Source organism: Pantoea sp. SGAir0175 (assembly GCF_043547855.1).
The window spans coordinates 3,622,958-3,643,911 of record NZ_CP028081.1; the positions used below are offsets into that span (position 1 = coordinate 3,622,958).

21 protein-coding genes, 1 tRNA gene and 1 pseudogene are annotated in these 20,954 nt (G+C 57.3%); 12 read left to right on the forward strand and 11 right to left on the reverse strand.

Annotated features, from left to right (window positions below):
* Window positions 1-114 precede the first annotated feature (114 nt).
* The 4 genes from C1N56_RS17015 to C1N56_RS17030 form a co-directional block, all read right to left on the reverse strand.
* A complete protein-coding gene (locus tag C1N56_RS17015) occupies window positions 115-462 on the reverse strand; it encodes a DUF4156 domain-containing protein (RefSeq protein ID WP_021507764.1) in 348 nt (115 codons plus the stop codon).
* Between the two features lie 195 nt (window positions 463-657).
* Window positions 658-2,313 carry a chaperonin GroEL gene (gene groL, locus C1N56_RS17020; protein WP_021507765.1) on the reverse strand — a complete coding sequence of 552 codons (1,656 nt, stop codon included), beginning with the start codon at window positions 2,311-2,313 and terminating at the stop codon, window positions 658-660.
* Window positions 2,314-2,359: 46 nt separating this feature from the next.
* On the reverse strand, window positions 2,360-2,653 hold the full coding sequence (locus C1N56_RS17025; RefSeq protein WP_021507766.1) for a co-chaperone GroES: 294 nt from the start codon (window positions 2,651-2,653) through the stop codon (window positions 2,360-2,362).
* Window positions 2,654-2,847: 194 nt separating this feature from the next.
* Complete coding sequence (locus C1N56_RS17030; RefSeq protein WP_021507767.1) at window positions 2,848-3,300, reverse strand: FxsA family protein; 453 nt, start codon at window positions 3,298-3,300, stop codon at window positions 2,848-2,850.
* A gap of 375 nt (window positions 3,301-3,675) precedes the next feature.
* On the opposite strand from C1N56_RS17030, the gene aspA reads away from it, so the two are divergent.
* The 5 genes from aspA (at window position 3,676) to C1N56_RS17055 (ending at window position 9,141) form a co-directional block, all read left to right on the forward strand.
* Window positions 3,676-5,112 carry an aspartate ammonia-lyase gene (gene aspA / locus C1N56_RS17035; protein WP_021507768.1) on the forward strand — a complete coding sequence of 479 codons (1,437 nt, stop codon included), beginning with the start codon at window positions 3,676-3,678 and terminating at the stop codon, window positions 5,110-5,112.
* A 114-nt stretch (window positions 5,113-5,226) separates the two neighbouring features.
* Window positions 5,227-6,528: an anaerobic C4-dicarboxylate transporter gene (locus C1N56_RS17040; RefSeq protein ID WP_394516898.1), complete on the forward strand. Its 1,302-nt coding sequence runs from the start codon at window positions 5,227-5,229 to the stop codon at window positions 6,526-6,528.
* An 86-nt stretch (window positions 6,529-6,614) separates the two neighbouring features.
* Window positions 6,615-8,312: a protein-disulfide reductase DsbD gene (locus C1N56_RS17045; RefSeq protein ID WP_394516899.1), complete on the forward strand. Its 1,698-nt coding sequence runs from the start codon at window positions 6,615-6,617 to the stop codon at window positions 8,310-8,312.
* A 66-nt stretch (window positions 8,313-8,378) separates the two neighbouring features.
* A complete protein-coding gene (locus C1N56_RS17050) occupies window positions 8,379-8,957 on the forward strand; it encodes a division control transcriptional repressor DicD (RefSeq protein ID WP_021507771.1) in 579 nt (192 codons plus the stop codon).
* 108 nt (window positions 8,958-9,065) lie between these two features.
* A tRNA-Phe gene (locus C1N56_RS17055) sits at window positions 9,066-9,141 on the forward strand.
* Window positions 9,142-9,225: 84 nt separating this feature from the next.
* Here C1N56_RS17055 and C1N56_RS17060 read toward each other — a convergent pair.
* Both C1N56_RS17060 and C1N56_RS17065 read right to left on the reverse strand, forming a co-directional pair.
* Window positions 9,226-9,525, reverse strand: coding sequence for a helix-turn-helix domain-containing protein (locus C1N56_RS17060; protein ID WP_058774900.1), 300 nt, complete (start codon window positions 9,523-9,525; stop codon window positions 9,226-9,228).
* Window positions 9,512-9,811: a type II toxin-antitoxin system RelE/ParE family toxin gene (locus C1N56_RS17065; RefSeq protein WP_010615566.1), complete on the reverse strand. Its 300-nt coding sequence runs from the start codon at window positions 9,809-9,811 to the stop codon at window positions 9,512-9,514. Before C1N56_RS17065 ends, C1N56_RS17060 begins: the two co-directional genes overlap by 14 nt.
* 471 nt (window positions 9,812-10,282) lie before the next feature.
* Between C1N56_RS17065 and C1N56_RS17070 the strand changes: the two are divergent.
* Window positions 10,283-10,537 (forward strand): annotated as a pseudogene (locus tag C1N56_RS17070) (LysR family transcriptional regulator); the annotation flags it as partial.
* 94 nt (window positions 10,538-10,631) lie between these two features.
* Here the strand turns inward: C1N56_RS17070 and C1N56_RS17075 are convergent.
* Together C1N56_RS17075 and C1N56_RS17080 are read right to left on the reverse strand one after the other, a co-directional pair.
* Window positions 10,632-11,801, reverse strand: a complete 1,170-nt coding sequence (locus tag C1N56_RS17075; protein WP_058774901.1) for a Gfo/Idh/MocA family protein — start codon at window positions 11,799-11,801, stop codon at window positions 10,632-10,634.
* Between the two features lie 10 nt (window positions 11,802-11,811).
* A complete protein-coding gene (locus tag C1N56_RS17080; protein WP_021507774.1) occupies window positions 11,812-12,735 on the reverse strand; it encodes a TIM barrel protein in 924 nt (307 codons plus the stop codon).
* Here C1N56_RS17080 and C1N56_RS17085 point away from each other — a divergent pair.
* Window positions 12,734-12,904, forward strand: coding sequence for a hypothetical protein (locus tag C1N56_RS17085; protein ID WP_193751842.1), 171 nt, complete (start codon window positions 12,734-12,736; stop codon window positions 12,902-12,904). The two genes, C1N56_RS17080 and C1N56_RS17085, sit on opposite strands and share 2 nt — an antisense overlap.
* A gap of 29 nt (window positions 12,905-12,933) precedes the next feature.
* Here C1N56_RS17085 and C1N56_RS17090 read toward each other — a convergent pair whose 3' ends face one another.
* Entirely contained in the window at window positions 12,934-13,953 is a 1,020-nt protein-coding gene (locus C1N56_RS17090; RefSeq protein WP_394516900.1) for a LacI family DNA-binding transcriptional regulator, read from the reverse strand.
* A 319-nt stretch (window positions 13,954-14,272) separates the two neighbouring features.
* On the opposite strand from C1N56_RS17090, the gene C1N56_RS17095 reads away from it, so the two are divergent.
* Window positions 14,273-15,157, forward strand: coding sequence for a sugar phosphate isomerase/epimerase family protein (locus C1N56_RS17095; RefSeq protein ID WP_021507777.1), 885 nt, complete (start codon window positions 14,273-14,275; stop codon window positions 15,155-15,157).
* A 78-nt stretch (window positions 15,158-15,235) separates the two neighbouring features.
* On the opposite strand, the gene C1N56_RS17100 is transcribed toward C1N56_RS17095, so the two are convergent.
* The gene (locus C1N56_RS17100) at window positions 15,236-16,246 is read right to left on the reverse strand and encodes a Gfo/Idh/MocA family oxidoreductase (protein WP_166712255.1); all 1,011 of its coding nucleotides are present in this window, start codon (window positions 16,244-16,246) and stop codon (window positions 15,236-15,238) included.
* 100 nt (window positions 16,247-16,346) lie between these two features.
* Here C1N56_RS17100 and C1N56_RS17105 point away from each other — a divergent pair, with 100 nt between their 5' ends.
* The 3 genes from C1N56_RS17105 to C1N56_RS17115 all read left to right on the forward strand — a co-directional run bounded on the left by C1N56_RS17105 (window position 16,347) and on the right by C1N56_RS17115 (window position 18,639).
* Window positions 16,347-17,366 carry a LacI family DNA-binding transcriptional regulator gene (locus C1N56_RS17105; protein ID WP_021507779.1) on the forward strand — a complete coding sequence of 340 codons (1,020 nt, stop codon included), beginning with the start codon at window positions 16,347-16,349 and terminating at the stop codon, window positions 17,364-17,366.
* A gap of 101 nt (window positions 17,367-17,467) precedes the next feature.
* A complete protein-coding gene (yghU, locus tag C1N56_RS17110; protein WP_021507780.1) occupies window positions 17,468-18,349 on the forward strand; it encodes a glutathione-dependent disulfide-bond oxidoreductase in 882 nt (293 codons plus the stop codon).
* On the forward strand, window positions 18,349-18,639 hold the full coding sequence (locus C1N56_RS17115) for a DUF1330 domain-containing protein (RefSeq protein WP_021507781.1): 291 nt from the start codon (window positions 18,349-18,351) through the stop codon (window positions 18,637-18,639). Before yghU ends, C1N56_RS17115 begins: the two co-directional genes overlap by 1 nt.
* A 75-nt stretch (window positions 18,640-18,714) precedes the next feature.
* Here C1N56_RS17115 and C1N56_RS17120 read toward each other — a convergent pair whose 3' ends face one another.
* On the reverse strand, window positions 18,715-19,809 hold the full coding sequence (locus tag C1N56_RS17120; protein ID WP_127833587.1) for a YncE family protein: 1,095 nt from the start codon (window positions 19,807-19,809) through the stop codon (window positions 18,715-18,717).
* Between the two features lie 205 nt (window positions 19,810-20,014).
* On the opposite strand from C1N56_RS17120, the gene C1N56_RS17125 reads away from it, so the two are divergent.
* Window positions 20,015-20,944 (forward strand): glycosyltransferase family 2 protein, encoded by a 930-nt coding sequence (locus tag C1N56_RS17125; protein ID WP_394516901.1) that lies wholly within the window; start codon window positions 20,015-20,017, stop codon window positions 20,942-20,944.
* Window positions 20,945-20,954: the final 10 nt, after the last annotated feature.

A 20,954-nucleotide genomic window follows, 5' to 3' on the forward strand; every position in this document is an offset into this window, starting at 1 on the left:
CGCACCCTACAGTCGGTGCCATCACCGTAGTGTCGCCATTGATGGCGACCGTTCTGGAACTGTACTCAAAAACAAAAAAGCCGCTCTCGCGGCTTTTTTATTGCTGCTCTGCCATTACGGGCACTTATACACCTGACCCGACATTTTGCTGTCGAGCGGGGCAAAGGCAGACAGCAGGTTCTGCGTCGGGCTGGTGGCACCATAAATTACGTTGCCGCCCATCTCTGCTGCGCGGTTACGCAGGTCGTTGGCCGCACCGCGCAGTGAACTGCCTTCACCGCCTGAGCCGGTCAGCCAGTTGCTCTGCGAGCCGGTAACATTGCCCAGCAGCTGACATTGGCTGCCTGGTTGTTGATCAACAAAGGTGACACGTTCGCCGGCGGCACTCAGTTGGTTGGAGGTGCTACAGCCCGCCAGCAGTAAGGTACCGACTGCCAGTCCGAGCGAGAGGTTAATCCGCATTATAATCCCCATTTATTATCATCAGTGTCGGGCGGCAGCGTAGCAGAAAAGCGCACATTTTTTCTGAACATTCATTGCCCTAAACCCGCAAAGCCGAAGTATTGCGCCCTTACTTATACCTTGTTCGCCGGCAAAAGAAAAACCCCCGACCGTTTCCGATCGGGGGTTTCTCAACAGCTCAGACGTTCAGGGCAATTACATCATGCCGCCCATACCGCCCATGCCACCCATGCCGCCAGCGCCAGCACCTAAGTCAGGTGCGTCGCCTTTCGGCAGGTCGGTGACCATCGCTTCGGTGGTGATCATCAGACCGGCCACAGAAGACGCGTACTGCAGCGCAGAACGGGTCACTTTGGTTGGATCCAGGATACCGAAGTCGATCATGTTGCCGTACTCTTCGGTCTGCGCGTTGTAACCGTAGTTACCGTCGCCCGCTTTCACGTTGTTAGCAACCACAGATGGCTCTTCACCGGCGTTAGAAACGATCTGACGCAGTGGCGCTTCCATCGCACGCAGAGCAACCTTGATACCGACGTTCTGGTCTTCGTTCTGACCTTTCAGGCCAGATGCTGCGATTTTCGCCGCAACACGCACCAGCGCGACACCACCACCGGCAACCACGCCTTCTTCAACCGCAGCACGGGTAGCGTGCAGGGCATCTTCAACGCGTGCTTTCTTCTCTTTCATCTCAACTTCAGTCGCTGCGCCTACTTTCAGTACGGCTACACCGCCTGCCAGTTTTGCAACGCGCTCCTGCAGTTTCTCTTTGTCGTAGTCAGACGTCGCTTCTTCGATCTGCTGACGGATCTGCGTCACGCGGCCAGAGATTGCGCCCTGATCGCCCACACCATCGATGATGGTGGTGGTGTCTTTGTTGATCACCACGCGTTTTGCCTGACCCAGGTCTTCCAGCGTCGCTTTTTCCAGCTCCATACCGATCTCTTCAGAGATCACGGTACCGCCGGTCAGGATAGCAATATCCTGCAGCATCGCTTTACGACGGTCGCCGAAGCCCGGTGCTTTCACCGCAGCCACTTTCACGATACCGCGCATGGTGTTGACCACCAGCGTAGCCAGCGCTTCGCCTTCCACGTCTTCTGCGATGATCAGCAGTGGTTTGCCGGCTTTCGCCACAGCTTCCAGCACTGGCAGCATTTCGCGGATGTTAGAGATTTTCTTATCAGCCAGCAGGATGAATGGGCTTTCCAGCTCCACTGCACCGGTTTCTGGCTTGTTGATGAAGTACGGAGACAGGTAGCCACGGTCGAACTGCATACCTTCAACCACGTCCAGCTCGTCCTGCAGACCGGTGCCTTCTTCAACGGTGATCACGCCTTCTTTACCCACTTTGTCCATCGCCTGAGCGATCAGGGTACCGACGCTTTCATCGGAGTTGGCAGAAATGGTACCTACCTGCGCGATAGCGCGGGAATCCTGGCATGGTACAGACAGGGTTTTCAGCTCTTCAACGGCTGCGGCAACGGCTTTATCGATACCGCGCTTCAGATCCATTGGGTTCATGCCCGCCGCGACGGCTTTCAGGCCTTCGTTGACGATAGCCTGTGCCAGAACGGTAGCGGTGGTGGTGCCGTCGCCTGCTGCGTCGTTGGCTTTAGAAGCGACTTCTTTCACCATCTGCGCACCCATGTTCTCGAACTTGTCTTCCAGCTCGATTTCACGTGCCACAGAAACACCATCTTTAGTGATGGTCGGTGCACCAAAAGATTTATCCAGAACCACGTTACGGCCTTTCGGGCCCAGGGTAACTTTTACTGCATCTGCCAGTACGTTCACGCCACGCAGCATTTTTACGCGTGCGTCATTACCGAATTTTACGTCTTTAGCTGCCATTTCAAATATCCCTTAAATTCGTTTCGTTCAGTGAATTACGCGTAAATTACGCTTCAACAATCGCCAGAATGTCGCTTTCAGAGATGATCAGAACTTCTTCGTTGTCGATTTTCTCAGTCTTGGCACCGTAGCCTTCGCTGAAAATCACCAGATCACCCACTTTTACGTCCAGCGGCTTCACGTCGCCGTTTTCCAGGATGCGGCCATTGCCAACAGCCAGTACTTCACCGCGGGTTGATTTGCCTGCTGCAGAGCCGGTCAGAACGATACCGCCAGCAGATTTGGCTTCAACTTCTTTACGCTTGACGATAACGCGATCGTGCAACGGACGAATTTTCATTTGATAGCTCTCCTTTGAGAAGTCCAATCATTCATTTTTGGGTTGAACGCCGGGCTTGAGGGTTCCGGCCTCGTGGAGAGAGAGATAGGGGCAGAAAAGGGGCTTTCAAGGGCAAAAAAATAAAAAATTTTCGTTTGCGTAACAGATGACGAAAAAGACAGCAAAAAGGGCGGTTTACGCCGCCCCGCTTACATTCAGCGATCTTTATCGTGACCGATACGATCCTGATCTTTGCGCTCAAACTCGCCGTCCATGGTGACGCCGCTGTCCGGGCCCTGCCCCGGGCCGCGCCATACGCGCAGGTGCGGCATCAGCTTCAGCGTCAGGTGTTTCTGCACCGGCGGCAGCAACAGCAGCAGGCCGAGGAAATCGGTGAAGAAGCCCGGCAGCAGCAGCAGAAAACCGGCGATGATCAGCGACACGCTTTTGATCATCTCCGCCGCCGGGCTCTCGTTACGCGCCAGCTTCTCCTGCATCAGCATAAAGTTCTTCATGCCCTGATTTTTCACCAGCGACACACCAATGCACGAGGTAAAAATCACCAGCAGCATGGTCAGCAGCACGCCGAGCGCGTGCGCTACCTGGATGAAAATCGAGATCTCAATCCAGGCCAGAACAAAAAAAATCACTAACGGTAACCAGCGCACCGATATCTCCTGTGAGTCGTGCCGCCACGCAGCGTGCGGAGCAGCAAAATTGAAGGGTCAGCATGACCATAACGTATGAGATGGGCACGCGGCCGGGGAAATTCAACCGCCGCTGTTAAATTTATGCCACTGACTTAAAATTGCGAAGTACATCACATATCGTTATTACCGCTGGGCCAGCAAATGTCCGTAAAGTGATCTGTGCACAAGCATTTCTGCAGTGACAGAATATGATCGTGCTCGCCAGCCCGAAGATGGATAAAATGTCGGCACTGGTATTCCACGACAATATAATTGCTTCACCTGCACGTTATTCGCCGCCCATCCATTCCGGATGCCCGGCAGTAACACAGCAGCAATAATAAGAAGGTAATCATGGCGAACAACATTCGTATCGAAGAAGACCTGTTAGGCATGCGTGAAGTTCCGGCAGATGCCTATTACGGTGTTCATACTCTGCGTGCGATTGAGAACTTCTATATCAGTAACAGTAAGATCAGCGACATCCCTGAGTTTGTTCGCGGCATGGTGATGGTGAAAAAAGCCGCCGCGCTCGCCAACAAAGAGCTGCAAACCATCCCCCGCCACATCGCCAACACCATCATTCAGGCCTGTGATGAAGTGCTGAACAACGGTAAGTGCATGGACCAGTTCCCGGTTGATGTCTATCAGGGCGGCGCGGGCACCTCAGTCAACATGAACACCAACGAAGTGCTGGCTAACATCGGTCTGGAACTGATGGGTCACCAGAAAGGTGAATATCAGTACCTCAACCCGAACGATCACGTGAATAAGTGTCAGTCCACTAACGACGCTTATCCTACCGGTTTCCGCATTGCGGTTTACGCCTCGATCCTCAAACTGCTCGACGCGATTGGTCAGCTAAGCGAAGGTTTTCAGCGCAAAGCGGTGGAGTTTGAAAACATCCTGAAGATGGGCCGCACCCAGCTGCAGGACGCAGTGCCGATGTCGCTCGGTCAGGAGTTCCACGCGTTCAACGTACTGCTGAACGAAGAGACGCGCAGCATTCTGCGCACCGCCGAACTGCTGCTGGAGGTTAACCTCGGTGCCACGGCGATCGGCACCCGCCTCAACACGCCGGACGGCTACCAGCAGCTGGCGGTACAGCGCCTGGCGGAAGTCAGCAACCTGCCGGTGGTGCCCGCCGAAGATCTGATTGAAGCCACCTCAGACTGCGGCGCTTACGTCATGGTGCACTCAGCGCTGAAGCGCCTGGCCGTGAAACTGTCGAAAATCTGTAACGACCTGCGCCTGCTGTCATCCGGTCCACGCGCCGGCCTGAACGAAATCAACCTGCCGGAACTGCAGGCCGGTTCTTCGATCATGCCTGCGAAAGTTAACCCGGTGGTACCGGAAGTGGTCAATCAGGTGTGCTTTAAAGTGATTGGTAACGACACCACGGTGACCATGGCTTCCGAAGCCGGTCAGCTGCAGCTCAACGTGATGGAGCCGGTGATTGGCCAGGCGCTGTTTGAGTCGATCAGCATCCTGACTAACGCCTGCTACAACCTGCTGGAAAAATGCGTTAACGGCATCACCGCCAACAAAGCGGTCTGTGAAGCCTACGTGTTCAACTCCATCGGTATCGTCACTTACCTCAACCCGTACATCGGCCATCACAACGGCGATATCGTCGGGAAAATTTGTGCTGAAACCGGTAAGAGCGTACGCGAAGTGGTGCTGGAACGCGGTCTGCTGACCGAAGCCGAGCTGGACGATATTTTCTCCATCCAGAACCTGATGCATCCGGAATACAAAGCCAAACGCTACACCGACGAAAACGAACAGTAATCCGTTCCGGATCAAGTCGTCTGAAGCACGCCTGTATACAATACGGCGTGCTTTTTTATTTTGACGTCTATAACTAAAGTGGCTGCGTGTGGCGGCACTTCAGGGAGTGAAACTATGGTAGTGGTGGAATTGCTCATTGTCCTGCTGGCGATCTGGCTGGGTGCGCGCCTCGGCGGCATCGGCATTGGCTTTGCCGGCGGTTTAGGCGTGCTGGTGCTGACGCTGGTTTGCGGCATGAAACCCGGTGCGATCCCGTTTGATGTCATCGAGATCATTATGGCGGTGATTGCGGCCATCGCCGCGATGCAGGTAGCTGGCGGCATGGATTATCTGGTCGGGCTGGCGGAACGCCTGCTGCGCCGCCATCCGCGCTATGTCACGTTCCTCGCGCCGCTGGTGACCTATGTGATGACGCTGCTGGCGGGTACCGGGCACACCGCTTTTTCAACTCTGCCGGTGATTGCGGAAGTCGCCAAAGAGCAAGGCGTACGCCCTTCGCGCCCGCTGTCGATAGCCGTAGTGGCGTCGCAAATCGCCATCACCGCCTCGCCGCTTTCGGCCGCGGTGGTATTTTTTGCCTCGATTCTTGAACCGCGCGGCGTCAGTTATCTGGCGCTGCTCGGCGTCGCGCTGCCTGCCACCATGCTGGCCATTTTCTGTGCCGCCGTGATCACCAACTTCCTCGGCAAAGAGCTCAATGAAGATGACGTCTATCAGGCGCGCCTGGCGAAAGGTGAAGTAACGCTGCGTGGTGAGCAGGTTTATCACATCAAGCCGGGTGCCAGACGCGCGGTGCTGCTGTTCCTGATCGGTATTGCGGCGGTCGTGTTGTACGCGACGGCAATCAGCGACAGCGTGGGCCTGATCAGCAATCCGGTGCTGCCGCGTAACGAAGCCATTGTGGTGTTTATGCTGACGGTTGCCACGCTGATTTGCCTGACCTGCAAAGTGGAAACCGGTGAAATCCTCAGTGCCAGCACGTTTAAATCCGGCATGAGCGCCTGTATCTGCGTGATGGGCGTCGCCTGGCTGGGCGATACCTTTGTCAAGGCGCACCTCAGCGACATCCAGACGCTGGCCGGCGACATGCTGCAGAGCTATCCGTGGATGCTGGCGCTGGTGCTGTTCTTTGCTGCCACGCTGCTCTACTCGCAGGCGGCCACCACCAAAGCGCTGATGCCAGCGGCACTGATGCTCGGCGTATCGCCGCTGGCGGCGGTCGCCTCCTTCGCCGCGGTGTCCGCGCTGTTCGTGCTGCCTACCTACCCGACGCTGCTGGCCGCGGTGGAGATGGACGACACCGGCTCGACCCGCATTGGGAAATACGTGTTCAACCACTCGTTTATCATTCCCGGCGTGCTGGCGATTACCTTCTCGGTGGCGTTTGGCTTCCTGTTCGGCAGCCTGATCCTGTAGCGTCGTGGTTACATCCTGAAAACCTCGTGGCGAATGAGCCGTGTTATTATCGCGGCTCATTCGCCACCGGAGCTGATTAATTCGTCATGGCTGCTCGATTTTCCCGCCTGCTAAGCCTGTGCCTGGCACTGCTGTTTTGCCTGTCGGCGCAGGCCAGCCTGTTCTCGCCCACTACCAATAACCGCTTTGTGCCGGTCGATCAGGCCTTTGGCTTTGATTTCAGCCAGCAGGGTCATCAGCTGACGCTGAGCTGGAAAGTGAAGGACGGCTATTACCTCTATCGCCAGCAATTCCACATCAGCGCGCAACACGCGCAGCTGGCGCCGGTCACGCTGCCGCCGGGCCAGCCGCACGAAGATGAGTTTTACGGCAAGAGCGAAATCTATCCGCAGGACGTAAAGCTGCCGATCACCCTGCGCCAGGCCGATGCCGGTGCAACGCTCAGCGTGACCTATCAGGGCTGCGCCGCGGCCGGCTTCTGCTATCCGCCGGAGACCCGCTCGGTGCCGCTGACGGCGATGGCTGCCGATAGCGCCGCGCCGGCAATCGCGGCATCACCGGCCGCTGACCGCACGCCGCTGCCGTTTTCGCCGCTGTGGGCGCTGCTGATTGGCATTGGCGTGGCCTTTACGCCGTGCGTGCTGCCGATGTATCCGCTGATCTCCGGCATCATTCTTGGTGGCCAGCGCCGCTACTCGCTGGGCCGGCTGTTCGCCCTCGCACTGGTTTACGTGCAGGGCATGGCGCTGACTTACACCCTGCTCGGTATGGTGGTGGCAGCGGCGGGGCTGCGTTTCCAGGCTGCGCTGCAGCATCCTTACGTGTTGATCGGCCTCTCCGTGCTGTTTGTGCTGCTGGCGCTGTCGATGTTTGGCCTGTTCACGCTACAGCTGCCTGCCAGCCTCCAGACGCGTCTGACGCTGTGGAGCAACCGTCAGCAAGGCGGGTCGCTGGCGGGCGTGTTTATGATGGGCGCACTGGCAGGCCTGATCTGCTCACCCTGCACCACCGCGCCGCTCAGCGCCATCCTGCTGTATATCGCGCAGAGCGGTAATCTGTGGGCCGGTGCCGGCACGCTGTGGCTGTACGCCTTCGGCATGGGACTGCCGCTGATTGCTGTAACGATGTTCGGCAACCGGCTGCTGCCGAAAAGCGGTCCGTGGATGCAGAGTGTGAAAGAGGGTTTTGGCTTTGTGATTCTGGCGCTGCCGGTGTTTCTGCTGGAGCGCGTGCTGGGCGATATCTGGGGACTGCGGCTGTGGAGTCTGCTCGGCGTGGCGTTTTTTGCCTGGGCGTTCAGCCTGAGTCTCAGCGCGCGCGGCACAGCGCGTGTGCTGCCGATTCTGATGCTGGCGGCCGCACTGGTGGTGGCGCGCCCGCTGCAGGACTGGGCATTTGGCAGCAGCAGTACGCAAAGCGTCGCCCACCTGCCGTTTCAGCGCATCAGCAGCAGCCAGCAGCTGGATAGCGCAATACAGCAGGCGCAGGGCCGTATCACCATGGTCGATCTCTATGCCGACTGGTGCGTGGCCTGCAAAGAGTTTGAAAAATACACCTTCAGCGATGACGGCGTGCGCGGTGCCCTGAGCAACGTGCAGCTGCTGCAGGCTAACGTGACAGCCAACAACGCGCAGGATAACGCGCTGCTGCAGCATCTGCAGGTGCTCGGCCTGCCGACCATCCTGTTCTTTGATGCGCAGGGCAAAGAGATTGCCGATTCACGCGTCACCGGGTTCCTTAACGCCGCGGATTTCCGCGCCCATTTGCACAATCTGCCGCGTTAAACGAAACTGGTTGCACGACACTGCCCGGGCGCACGCGTTCGGGCCCGCATTCCGGAGGAGAGTCTTTTGCAACGCGAACAGATCCTTGAGCATGCGCTGAATGTGCTCGAACAGAGCGGCCTGGCCGCGACCACCTCGCTGCAGCAGCTGGCTGGCGAAAGCGGCCTCGCCAGCGATCAGCTGGAGCGCTACTGGCCCGATCGCGATGCCCTGCTGTATGACGCGCTGCGCTTTCACGGCCAGCAGATCGACAGCTGGCGCCGCCAGGTGCAGCTGGATGAGCGCCTCAGTGCAGCACAAAAGCTGCTGGCGCGTTACGACGTGCTGGCAGAGCACGTCAGTAAAGGCCGCTTTCCCGGCTGCCTGTTTATTGCCGCCTGCAGTTTCTATCCCCAGCCGGATCAGCCGGTGCACCAGCTCGCCGAACAGCAGAAGCGCAGTTCCTGGCAGTTCACCCATGAAATCCTCGTCGACCTGGCGCTGGACAACCCCAGCATGGTGGCCGATCAGATGGAGCTGATCCTCGAAGGTTGTCTGAGTAAGCTGCTGGTGAAGCGCAACGTGCAGGATGTCGCTACCGCGCGGCGTCTGGCTGAAGATGTGCTGAGCATCGCGCTGTGCCGGCAAAACGGTGCGCTGGCGTAGGCTTTTTGTTCAGCCTGCCTGAAAAGCAGGCAATCAGTCACGATTGCTACGCTTTTTTTACGAAACCCGTTGACGGCTGTAAGCCATTAGGGTTTAATGCGCCCCGTTGCCCGGATAGCTCAGTCGGTAGAGCAGGGGATTGAAAATCCCCGTGTCCGTGGTTCGATTCCGCGTCCGGGCACCACTATTCAGAAAACCCAGCCTTATGGCTGGGTTTTTGCTTTTCTGCGTCGGCAGAATCGCTCACCCTGCGGCCTGGCAGAAACCTTTAAAGCTGGAAGATCCGCCCGTCACCGGCTGGCAGTTCAACGGTTACGCTCAATTTTCCGCCTAACGCCTCAACGTACTTTTTCAGGCTGGAGAGTTTCAGTTCATCACCACGCGCCTCGATCGCTGCAATAGCAGGTTGCGAAACCCCCATCTTTTCAGCCAACTGTACCTGTGAAAGCGCCAGTTCTTCCCGCAGCTGGCGCAGACGAATCTCGATGATTTTTTCCGCCGCCTTATTTCTGATGCGCGCCTGTGATTCAGGCGAACGCTGAGCAATCAGGTCTTCAAGTTTTGGCATGATTCATCTCCTCCAGATGCTGTTGATACTCGCGGTCAGCCAGTTTAATCATCGCCTGATAAAAGCGCCGCTGATGCGTTCCGGTTTTGTTTCCCGCGCAGAGCACAATGGCCCGTCTGACCGGATCGAAGGCAAAAAATGCACGAATCGCCCGGCCATTACTCTGAACACGGAGTTCTTTCATATTGGAAAAACGCGACCCGACGAGGGTATCAACATCAGGCCGCCCTAACGTGGGCCCGAACTCCCTGAGAACCGCCAGGCTGGCCAACACATCCTCAATCATCGCGTCATCCTGCGCCTGCAGCCATGTGGCAAAGCGCACGGTGGTTTCTACCTTCCAGCTGTTCAAAATCACCTCGTATAACCTGTAGTTTATAGCGCTCTGATATAAACCGGAAGTTATATTGAAAAGATGACCTGTATCATGCCGGATGCCAGCATCGCTGTGGACGTGCTCAGCTTGTGCGGAGTACCTGAAAAAACTGCAATCCCATGCAATATCGATTAGCTTCATTACGACCCTGACTGCTTCGGCCCCATTTGCGCGACGCGTCGCACACTTTTGCGATTGCGCCCAAACCTTTCCAGCGAATTGCGCCACCGGTCACGCCGCGTTGCGCGTGTCGATGTTAAAAAACTGTTAATCGTAGTGCCTGCCTGCCGTCGTGGCTTTTGTCCTTAACTCAGCGTCTGCTGCATCTCATCGTGCCGGACGTTTTTGATACACCGAATCGTGTCGCCAGAGGGAGTAATCGTGAACCTTCGTCGCCTTAAATATTTCATCAAAATCGTCGACGCGGGCAGCCTGACGCAGGCCGCTGAAAGTTTGCATATTGCGCAACCAGCGCTAAGCCAGCAGCTTGCCACGCTGGAGGGAGAAGTGAATCAGCAGTTACTGATCCGCACCAAACGCGGCGTAACGCCTACCGAAGCGGGGAAAATGCTTTACCATCATGCCTTCACTATTTTGCACCAGTGCGAACAGGCACAGCGCGCCATCGATCAGATCGCCGCAGCGACTGCAGAAGGCATGCGCAGCGGCTCCCAATAAAGCACGGATGCCGCCCCGCTGCCTCGCACTCCGGTTAAATTTCGTCAGCCAGTCAGCACTCAACCCACACCGCACCGGCATCCGCCGATTTGACACACTGTTCCACCCAGCGTACCCCCATCAGCCCGGCGTGCACGTCCGGATACCAGAAGTCCTGCAGGAAGGCGTGATCGCCGCGGTCGGTGGCGTCCATCGCCAGCGCAAAACGGCGATAGAGATTCGACCAGGCTTCAAATAATCCTTCGGGATGGCCGCCACCAATACGGTCATCGGCCAGCGCGCTGGCGTGCAGATAGCCCATGCCGCGCTCAAGAATCTGCACCGGCTCGCCCTGCACTTCATAGCGCAGCTGGTTTGGCTGTTCGTCCCACCACTCCAGACTGGCTCGGGCCCCCACCACGCGAATTTTCTGGCCGTGCATCGATCCGCAGTTCACCGCTGACGCCCACAGCGTACCGACCGCACCGTTATCGTATTCCATCATCACAAAGGCGTTATCTTCCAGCGGCGCACGCGAGGCCACAAAGCTCTGGCGGCTGCACAGCAGGCGTTTTATTTGTAACTGCGGCAACAGAGTTTCAGCGATAAACAGCGGATGGGTGGCCAGATCGCCCAGCACATAGCTCGGGCCAACAAAACGCGGATCGACGCGCCATTTGGTGCTGGCATTCTGTAATTCGACCGCTTCGTGATGAAAGCCGTGAGCAAACTGCATGTTCACAATGCGGATCTCACCCAACAGACCGTCAGCAATCATGGTGCGCGCCTGCTGAATCAGCTGATGACCGGCATAACCGTAGGTCACGCCGATGATCTTCTGCTGCGCTTTACACAGTTGCTGCAGTTCCTCAGCTTCAGCGGAGGTGAAACACAGCGGTTTTTCACACACCACGTGCAGCCCGGCGCTGAGCGCAGCGCGGCAGATAGCAAAGTGCGTATTGTTCGGCGTGGCGATGGAGACGGCTTCAATGCCATCAGCACGCGCGGCTTCCGCTTTAAACAGGGTTTCGTAATCGCTATAGCAGCGCTCGGCCGCCACGCCCAGCGCGCGACCAAACGCTTGTCCGCGCTCCGCATCAATATCAAACGCACCCGCCACTAAGGTGAAGTTGCCGTCGCGTAAAGCAGCGGAACGGTGGATGTAACCGATCTGGCTGGTGCCACCGCCGCCCACCATGCCCCAGCGCAGCGCGCGATCCAGTACTTTGCTCCCGTTAATCATGCTGTTCTCCTCAGAATCCGATGGAATGCAGGTAGTGCAGGCTGGCCGTGACGTCCTGCAGACTGGTGGCGGCATTGCGCGGATCGCGCTCCTGCTCGATGGTGATCCAGCCCTGATAGTGACGTTCAGCGAGAAACGCCCGCAGCGCCGGGTAATCAATCGCGCCCTGGCCAAGCGGGCACATCACACCCTCGGCACAGGCAGTGAAAAAGTCGACGCCGCGCGCAATCACATCGCGCCAGACGGCCGCATTAATGTCTTTGAAATGCAGATAGTCGATGCGCGACCAGTAGCGTTGCAGCCAGGTCTGCGGATCCATGCCGGAATAAAAAAGATGGCCAGTATCGAGACACAGTCCAGCGACCTCATGCGGGATGTCCTGTACCAGCTGCTCCAGTTCATCGGCAAACTCAATGCAGCCACCGGCATGAGGATGAATCACCGGTCGCACACCGTAGTCGTGCCAGGCGATGTGACTGAGCTGAGTGATGTGCTGCATCATGCGCTGCCAGTCCGCGGGTGCCAGGCGTGGCGCTTTCTCAGTCTGACCAGCAAATTGCGCTCGCTGCGGGTTACCGAAATCGATAATCACCAGATAGGGCGCGGGCCGGTTATCACCGTGCGTGCGTGCCGCGCACGGCACTTGTGACAGGTTGCGGCAGATGTTGTGCGTCAGCTCAACCATCGCCGGGAAATTCGCCTCGCTGACCAAATCATCAAAAATGGTGCCGGCCACCAGCGACAACTGATGCGCTTCCAGCTGCTGGCGCAGTTCGGCGGCATCGGTCGGCAGATAGCGCCACGGCCCGAGTTCAATGCTGCGGTAACCGGCCTGGGCCGCCTCGCGCAGCACCGTTTGCCATGGCGGCAGGAAAGGATTGTCAGGATCGTCTACGCCCCAGCTGCAGGGCGCATTGGCAATGTGTAGGGTCATGATGGTTCCTTATGATGAGGGCTGGCGTCAGTATCAAATAGATATTTCACCAACCTCAATCATGGAACTTTCATTCTTTGATAGCGATCATAAATTTAATTATCAAATTTTTGATAATTTTTTATCAAATGCTGTCGTCATGCGCGCTGGCGTGGCTGTCGCCCGGTGAACGATAACAAAGGGTGACTGCGCAACGCCTCAGACATTTTCCCGCATGACGATCTCAAACGGCAGGGTGACCTGAGAAAAATGGTCGCTGCGCTCAGCGTGACGTTGCAGCACGGTTTGCGCCAGCTGTCGTGCCATGTCAGCGATCTGGTGGCGCAGCATCACCGTGATGGTGCCATCTATCAGCGCCAGGTCGCCGTCATTGACCGGGCCGTGACAAATCAGCGCCACCTTACGCTGCGGCTGCTCACGCAGCGCCTGAACGACCCCTTCTATACCGCCACACGGCGCGTAGATCAGCGCCAGATCGGCATGTTGCTCCAGCAGCTGGCGGGTCGCCTGATAACCACCGGCAATCGATTCGTGGGTTTTGAGCGGTTCCAGCACGCGCCGCGCACTGTCCTGCTCGCGCAGATACGAGCGAAAACCACTCTCGCAGTTCTCCTGACAGATAAAGCGGTGATCCCCCAGCAGCACGCCCGCCGGACCCGGCTGATGCAGCAGATGGCTGGCGATCCAGCCCGCGCTACGCCCGGCTTTCTGATTATCCAGGCCGAAATAGCCAGCATGCCCACAGGGCGAGAAGTCAGAAAACAGCGCGTAGACGCGCACGCCCTGACGCGAAACGTGCGCTATCGCGTGGCGGATCAGCGGATGATCCAGCGCCACCACGCCGATAGCATCCACCTGCTCAGCCAGCCGGTAGAGCGAATCCACCACCGCTGCCACCTCATCAATCTCGTGCCAGACAAACAGCGGCTCGCTGCCGGCCGGATGAAATGGCTGCGTCTGCTGGCGCAGCGCATCGGTTAGCGTTTGATAAAAAGAGTACGAAGCCGACAGCAGGATAAACCCCATGCGCAGCGTCACGCCGTCGCTCTGCGCACTGAGCGGGGCGTGGCTACTGCGGTAACCCAGCCGATGCGCCGCTGCCAGTACTTTCTGTTCGGTCTGCGCCCGCACCGACGCGCGGCGATTGAGCACCCGATCCACGGTGGCGATCCCCACCCCGGCAGCGGCGGCAATCGCGCTCATGGTAATTTTGCTCATCGTTAAGCCCTTTAATGATAATAAACTATCAAAAATAATGCCTGACGTTATGCTTTCACGCCATATAAGCCGGTCGTTATCTCTCAATTAATGAGAAAATCCTCTCATTCTTTTGATCGCTGTCGCACAAACACCATCATCCGTTTCATTTCTCACGCAAATAGAATAATTATTTGGCAAATATCGCCGCAGCGTGTCGCCGGCACTGATGGAAATGCATCAGCAAAGCATTAGAGCCGGTGCCGGGCTGTTTTTATAGTTGACGCGACACCAGCCGCCGATTGCGGTGGTGGGTAACGTAACGCGCAGGAGAACAACAATGAAAATCGCTTTTGATGTGGATGTTATCCGCGATCTCGGCATCACGCGTATGGTGCATCAGGTCGCGGAGTGGGGTTATAAATACATTGAACAGTCGCCGCATCCGCAAATCAATCCGTTCTATAAACACCCGAAAGCCAGCCGGGAGATCATGCGCGAGTACAAAAATGCGCTCAACGCTACCGGACTGGAAATCTCCTCGTTTATTACCGTCTATCGCTGGTCGGGACCGGATGAGCTGCGGCGCCAGGCGGCGGTGAAAAACTGGAAGCGAATGATTGAGATTGCCGTGGAGATGGGCGTGCAGGTGATCAATACCGAGCTCTCCGGTAACCCGAACGAACCCGAAATCTGCGAAGAGATGTTCTATCGCTCAATGGACGAGCTGCTGCCGATTTTCGAGCGTGAAGGGATTCGCGTGGAAATTCAGGCGCATCCGTGGGATTTCTGCGAAGAGAGCAATGAAACGGCCGATATCGTCAAGTCGTTCCGCAGCGACAACGTCAAATACATCTACAGCGCACCGCATACGTTCTACTATGACAAGGGCAAAGGCGACGTGAAGAGTATGCTGCATTACGCTGGCGACGATCTTTCGCACATGCTGATTGCCGATACCATGAACCACACCAAACACTGTCGCTATATCGTTAACCCGCCGGGTGTCGATGCCACTATCCACCAGCACGTGGCTGTTGGCGAAGGTGAGGTGAATTTCGACGCGCTGTTCGAAGCGCTGCGCGAGATGGATTTCGCTAACCGCCACTATAAAGTGGGCGGCGAGTCGATTATCTCCGCCGCGCTATTTGGCTATCCGGAGAAGATGAAGTATCAGGCTGTGGAAACCCGCGAGCTGATTGAGCGCGAGCTGCTGAATCTGTAAGTTGCATGCACTATCAGCCCCCTCTCCCGCCTGCGGGAGAGGGTTGGGGTGAGGGCAAACGCCATCGCCCACTCCCCATCAAACCGTCACCCACTCCACCTCAACAAACTCGCCGCGCGTCAGCGACAGCTGCGCCGCTTCCGCGATGGCCTGCGCGCGCAGCCCGTCAATCAGCCCCGGCAGAGCAGCCACTTTCTCGCCGCCAAGATGGCGCACAAACGCATCGAGATGGCTGTAATAGGTCTCCTGTACCCGGCTGAACCAGTCCGCATACAGCCCCGGCTGGCGGATGTGCTGCCCCTGATACAGCGTTGCACCGCGCACCGCCTGGCTTTCCGACGCCAGCATGCCCAGGCTGCCCATCACGCTGATGCGCTCGTCATAACCGTAAGCGGTACGACGGGCATTATCGAGCTGCGCCAGCGCGCCCTGCTGTAGGCGCATAATCAGCACTGAGGTATCGACGTCAATGTCGCGGATCGCCGGCATCGCCAGCGCGGCACCGAGCGCGCCCACGGTGACCACTTCATCCTCAGTTAGCCAGCGCAGCAGATCGAAAAAGTGGATGGCCTGGTCGCGCATCTGTCCGCCGGACGCCTGCAGATAGCTCAGCGGCGGCAGTTCAGAGGCGCGGCACACCATCTGGATGAGCTCGCTGCGTCCAATCACGCCCTGCTGCAGCTGGGCTTTCAGTTGTGCATGGCTGCGATCAAAACGCCGATTGAATCCTACCGTCACCGGCACCTGCAGCGGGGAAATGCTGGCTACCACTTCCCGGGCGCGTGACAGCGACAAATCGATCGGTTTTTCACAGTACACCGCTTTGCCCGCCAGTACCGCCTGCTCCAGTAGCGGAGCGTGGGTCGGCGTCGCACTGGCAATCAGCACCGCATCAATGGCCTCACTGCTCAGCGCCTGCGGCACGCTGGCGGCCCGCGCCCCAAACTGCTCTGCCAGCGCAGCGGCGCGCGCGGTGTCTATATCGCACACCAGCGCCAGCTCAACGCCGGGATGGCGCGCCAGGTTTGCGGCATGCACCTGGCCAATAAATCCACAGCCAATCAAGGCAAAACGTTGCGCACTGCGCATGATAACGCTCCTGTTGCTCACACTTCGGCATCGTCGGTCTTGTCAAAATATCGCTTTCTGGCAGGCTGTCTGAACGCGGTTTTTGATGGAATTCACTCAGATGAAAACAATGACGCTGGCCGAACTGGCTAAGCGGGTGGGTGTGGGCGTCGCCACGGTAGATCGGGTGCTGAACGACCGGGGCGGCGTGTCGCCCGCGATGACGAAAAAGATTTTACTGGCGGCGCGCGAAGCGGGTTTGAAACGCATCCTGCCGGAGGAGCACCGCCACGCGTGGCAGATAGAGGTGCTGCTGAGCGGTAACGGTTCCTTCTTCTTTCAACAGCTGGCGCAGGATTTTGCCCGGCTGGCTGATGAGCTCGGCTATCGTCGCCTGCGGCTGCACCGCACGCTGATTCCGGAGCATGCGCCCGAAAAGCTGGCGGCGCATATCGAAGCCAGCAGCAAAAAGATGGACGGGCTGATTGTTTTCGCCCATGAAAATCCGCTGATTTACGCGGCGCTTGAGGCCTGTAAAGCGCGTGGCGTACCGGTCATCACGCTGGTGGCCGATCTGCCTGATGCGCCGCGCCTGTGCCATGTCGGTATTGATCAGCTGAAGGCGGGACGCACCGCCGCGCTGATGCTCGGCAGCATGCTGCCCGTGGCGGGAGATGTGGTGCTGGTTAGCGGTCGCGCTGATTACGCCGCGCACCGTCTGCGCATCGAAGGGTTTCAGGCAGTGCTGGCGGAGCGTTTCCCGCATCTGCGGCTGCGGGAGATCATCGCAGGCCAGGACGAGCGCGAGCGCATCAGCCGGCTGCTTGAGAAAACGCTGGCCGCATCGCAGCAGATTGTCGGCTTGTACAATACCGGCATGGGCAACACGCAGATTCACGAAGCGCTGGCGCGCCACCGGCTGTGCGGCAAGGTGGTGTATGTGACGCACGAACTTTACCAAACCACCCGTGAGCTGCTGGCCAAACGCGTGCTGACGCTAACGCTCGACCAAAACACCCTGCGTCACGCACAACTGGCGCTAACGCTGCTACTGCGACATCTGGAAGAGGGTGAGCAACCAGAGACCTATCAGCCCGGTAAAGTCGACTTTATGCTGTTTACGCAAGAGAATTTTGCCTGATTCGACTTTGTCTTTTATCGCCAGCGCGGTTAAATCGGCGTGATAGCGTGCTGCTACACTCAGTAGCAGCAAAAATCTTTTCACAACAAGGCGAACGCATTATGTCGGAAAATCAGTATCAGCCCGCGAAAGTCTGGACCTGGGACCCGGAAGCCAAAGGTAACGGGGCGAAGACTAACCGTCCAACCGCCGGGCCGACGCATGAGCAAACGCTGCCGGTCGGTAAGCATCCGCTGCAGCTCTATTCGCTGGGGACGCCAAACGGCCAGAAAGTGACCATTCTGCTGGAAGAGCTGCTGGCGCTCGGCGTGCAGGAAGCGGAGTATGACGCCTGGCTTATCCGCATCGGCGACGGCGATCAGTTCTCCAGCGGCTTCGTTGAGGTTAACCCCAACTCAAAAATTCCGGCGCTGCGCGACCACTCGATCACGCCGCCACTGCGCGTGTTTGAATCCGGCAATATCCTGCTCTATCTGGCAGATAAATTCGGCCACTTTATTCCCTCTGACGTGGCGGGCCGCACGGAAACCCTGAACTGGCTGTTCTGGTTGCAGGGATCCGCGCCTTACCTTGGCGGCGGTTTCGGCCACTTCTATCACTACGCGCCAGAAAAAATTGAATACGCCATCAACCGCTTCACGCTGGAAGCCAAACGTCAGCTTGATGTGCTGGATCGCCAGCTGGCGGACCACCGTTTCCTCGCCGGCGACGAATATACCATTGCCGATATCGCAACCTGGCCGTGGTACGGCAATCTGGTGCTGAATAACCAGTACGGCGGCGGCGAATTCCTCGATGTGCAGTCGTACAAAAATGTGGTGCGCTGGGCAAAAGAGATTGCCGACCGTCCGGCGGTGATCCGCGGACGTAAAGTAAACCGGGCATTTGGCGCCGAGCCGCAGGATCAGCTGCTGGAACGGCACGATGCGAGCGATTTTGATACCAATACTGAAGACAAGCGTCAGGCGCGAGGCGAACAATAATGGCCGCATATGTCGTTATGATTAAAGACGAAACGCTGGACAAAGACGAGCTGGCCACCTATTCGCAGAAAGCCGGCGCGGCGCGTGGCGATCACCACATCACGCCACTGGCGTTTTACGGCGATCTGGAGGTACTGGAAGGGCGCGATGCTGAAGGCGTGGTGGTGCTGCAGTTTGAAGATGCCGAGGCCGCCAAAGCCTGGTACTTCAGCCCGGCCTACCAGGAAGCCAAAGCGCATCGCCTGAAAGGCGCCAACTACCGCGTACTGCTGGTGAACGGCGTGGCGTAATGGATGACGTAACCCGTTGCTAAGCAAGGGTTATCTGCGGCGCGATCCCTCGCGCCGCGATTAAACCCAGCGCGGTTAATCCAGCGTAATCCGCACCACGCTATCCGGCCCTTGCGGCGAGCGATCTTTATTGAGTCCCTGCTTCACCGTCACGTACAGCGTCTGACCATCTGGCGACACCAGCAGGCTGTTAGGGTGGGTCGGCAGCGTCCAGCTATTTTTCACTGCGTAGGTCGTCGCGTCCAGCTGCAGCACTTTGCCGCCGAGTCGCTGGCTGATGTAAATCTCGTTGCGCTTCGCATTGAATTTGATGCCAAGCGAATCGCCGACATCCAGGCGTTTGATCACCTTACCGCTGCGCTCATCGAACACCAGCGTGGTTTTGCCCTTAGAATTGTCAGTGACGTACAGGCGGCCATTGGCGGCATCTTCCGCCAGATTTAACAGCAGATACTCTTTGCCATCGCCTGGCGTCCAGCGCTGCTCAATTTTGTGACTGCGCGGATTAATCACCAGCACTTCGCCACTGCCGTTCGCCGCGTAAATACGGTCGGTTGACGCCGAATAGAGCAACCCAGTCACCCACTTACCGGCGTTTTTGATGGTGGTTTTCAGCCGCAGCGTATTCGCATCGACCACCCAAATCATCGCCGGATTCTCAATCGCACCGATGTACAGCAGGCCGTCATGCAGCAGGATTTCACGCGCGCCAACCGGATTGCCTTTGTCGTTTTTCAGGCCAAACAGCAGACGCTGCAGCACTTTACCGCTTCTGGCGTCCACTTTCGTCACGCCACCGTCCAGCGTGTTGGTAATGTACAGTACGCTGCCGTCCGGTGAAGCCGTCATGCCAAAGTTTTTCAGATCGGTATGGGTTTCGCCCAGCGTCGCCAGCGTGCGGGCATCCAGGCGATACAGCACGCCACCGTTGACGGTTTTAAACGCCTGCGCGCTGGCCACATACAGCGCAGCCGGATCGCCCGGCACATAGGCCATTTCATACAGGCCGTCGCCCAGTTCACGCTGCTGTACCTTCTCCGCTGCCGCTGGCTTAGCCGCGGCGGCAGGCGCTACTGATTTTTTAGCCGGCGCCTGACAGGCGCTCAGGCTCATGGCTGCCAGCAGCGCCAGAACCAGCGCGGTGGCGCGCGGGCGTAATGATGAAGTCATTGCTGTCTCCGGTAAGGACCGATGGGTTACCTGCGCGAGCAGGAAGTATAAAAAGGAATGAGAATCATACGCATTATTGTATCAGTCGTAAATGTGCCTGATCGGCGACAGCAGGCGCAGGGCTGCGCTGCGTCAATGCCCTCCCCTCAAATTGCCACTTGTAGTATGCTTGACGGCATTCCTGCCTCAGATGTTGACTTAAAAAATGATGGTTCCTGACTATTTAATCAGTGTGTTGCTAACGGCCCATAACAGTGAAAAATTTCTGCCTGACACGCTGGCGAGTTTAGAAAAGGCCTGTCATGGTGTTGAGCAGTATATTGAATTTATTCTTATCAATGACGCATCCGTCGACAACACAGCAGCGTTACTCGATGATTTTTCCCGGCGGCATCCGCAGGCGAAAGTATTTAATATTGATTACCGCAACATTGGCCGGGTGCGTAATTTTGGCGTTCAGCAGTGCAGCGGTGAATATATTACGATGCTGGATGGCGACGATCAGTTGCTGGCCGACGCCCTCGCCGATATTGTCCGCTACCTGAAAAGCCATCGTCCGGACGCACTGTTCACGGCGCTTAATGAGGTATATGAATCCCGGCCTCAGCACATCACATGGCAGGGCCTGCAGGCGGAAACACTGTCACGGCATCAGGCCATTGAAAAATTCCTGATTCATCGCGATTTGCAGGCGCACTTTATCGGTCAGTTTATTAAGCGCACCATGCTGCTGGCACATCCCTTCCCGGATTATACCTGCTACGAGGACGCCTGGCTTTTCCCGGAAATCCTGGTCAGCAGTGATGCAATCGCTTATAGCCGCCAGAGCCCTTATCTCTATTTTAAACGCGGCAGCAGCTTATCCAGCCAGCTGGATAAACACAAAATTTCACTTCTAGTGAGCGCAACGCAGCATATGGATGAGGTGTTGCAGGAGCGCTATCGCAATCTGCTATCCTGCCACTGGATTAATATTGCACATAAACATCGGCAAGCCCTGGATAATCCTGACGACAGGAAGCAGGTTATTGAGGCGATCACTAAAATCAGGCCACTGTCTTTTCTTTTCGATAGTAAAATCAGAACCAGCTTTAAAAAGAAATATCTGGCTCTGAAGTTAAACAAACCGCTGTAATAACCGGGCG

What these genes read in the sequence shown, in the direction of transcription:
- C1N56_RS17015 (WP_021507764.1), bottom strand. Translation starts at nt 462, where the DNA reads ATGCGGATTAACCTCTCGCTCGGACTGGCAGTCGGTACCTTACTGCTG.
- groL (WP_021507765.1), bottom strand. Translation starts at nt 2,313, where the DNA reads ATGGCAGCTAAAGACGTAAAATTCGGTAATGACGCACGCGTAAAAATG.
- C1N56_RS17025 (WP_021507766.1), bottom strand. Translation starts at nt 2,653, where the DNA reads ATGAAAATTCGTCCGTTGCACGATCGCGTTATCGTCAAGCGTAAAGAA.
- aspA (WP_021507768.1), top strand. Translation starts at nt 3,676, where the DNA reads ATGGCGAACAACATTCGTATCGAAGAAGACCTGTTAGGCATGCGTGAA.
- C1N56_RS17040 (WP_394516898.1), top strand. Translation starts at nt 5,227, where the DNA reads ATGGTAGTGGTGGAATTGCTCATTGTCCTGCTGGCGATCTGGCTGGGT.
- C1N56_RS17045 (WP_394516899.1), top strand. Translation starts at nt 6,615, where the DNA reads ATGGCTGCTCGATTTTCCCGCCTGCTAAGCCTGTGCCTGGCACTGCTG.
- C1N56_RS17060 (WP_058774900.1), bottom strand. Translation starts at nt 9,525, where the DNA reads ATGCCAAAACTTGAAGACCTGATTGCTCAGCGTTCGCCTGAATCACAG.
- C1N56_RS17065 (WP_010615566.1), bottom strand. Translation starts at nt 9,811, where the DNA reads ATGATTGAGGATGTGTTGGCCAGCCTGGCGGTTCTCAGGGAGTTCGGG.
- C1N56_RS17075 (WP_058774901.1), bottom strand. Translation starts at nt 11,801, where the DNA reads ATGATTAACGGGAGCAAAGTACTGGATCGCGCGCTGCGCTGGGGCATG.
- C1N56_RS17085 (WP_193751842.1), top strand. Translation starts at nt 12,734, where the DNA reads ATGATGGTTCCTTATGATGAGGGCTGGCGTCAGTATCAAATAGATATT.
- C1N56_RS17080 (WP_021507774.1), bottom strand. Translation starts at nt 12,735, where the DNA reads ATGACCCTACACATTGCCAATGCGCCCTGCAGCTGGGGCGTAGACGAT.
- C1N56_RS17090 (WP_394516900.1), bottom strand. Translation starts at nt 13,953, where the DNA reads ATGAGCAAAATTACCATGAGCGCGATTGCCGCCGCTGCCGGGGTGGGG.
- C1N56_RS17095 (WP_021507777.1), top strand. Translation starts at nt 14,273, where the DNA reads ATGAAAATCGCTTTTGATGTGGATGTTATCCGCGATCTCGGCATCACG.
- C1N56_RS17100 (WP_166712255.1), bottom strand. Translation starts at nt 16,246, where the DNA reads ATGCGCAGTGCGCAACGTTTTGCCTTGATTGGCTGTGGATTTATTGGC.
- C1N56_RS17105 (WP_021507779.1), top strand. Translation starts at nt 16,347, where the DNA reads ATGAAAACAATGACGCTGGCCGAACTGGCTAAGCGGGTGGGTGTGGGC.
- yghU (WP_021507780.1), top strand. Translation starts at nt 17,468, where the DNA reads ATGTCGGAAAATCAGTATCAGCCCGCGAAAGTCTGGACCTGGGACCCG.
- C1N56_RS17115 (WP_021507781.1), top strand. Translation starts at nt 18,349, where the DNA reads ATGGCCGCATATGTCGTTATGATTAAAGACGAAACGCTGGACAAAGAC.
- C1N56_RS17120 (WP_127833587.1), bottom strand. Translation starts at nt 19,809, where the DNA reads ATGACTTCATCATTACGCCCGCGCGCCACCGCGCTGGTTCTGGCGCTG.
- C1N56_RS17125 (WP_394516901.1), top strand. Translation starts at nt 20,015, where the DNA reads ATGATGGTTCCTGACTATTTAATCAGTGTGTTGCTAACGGCCCATAAC.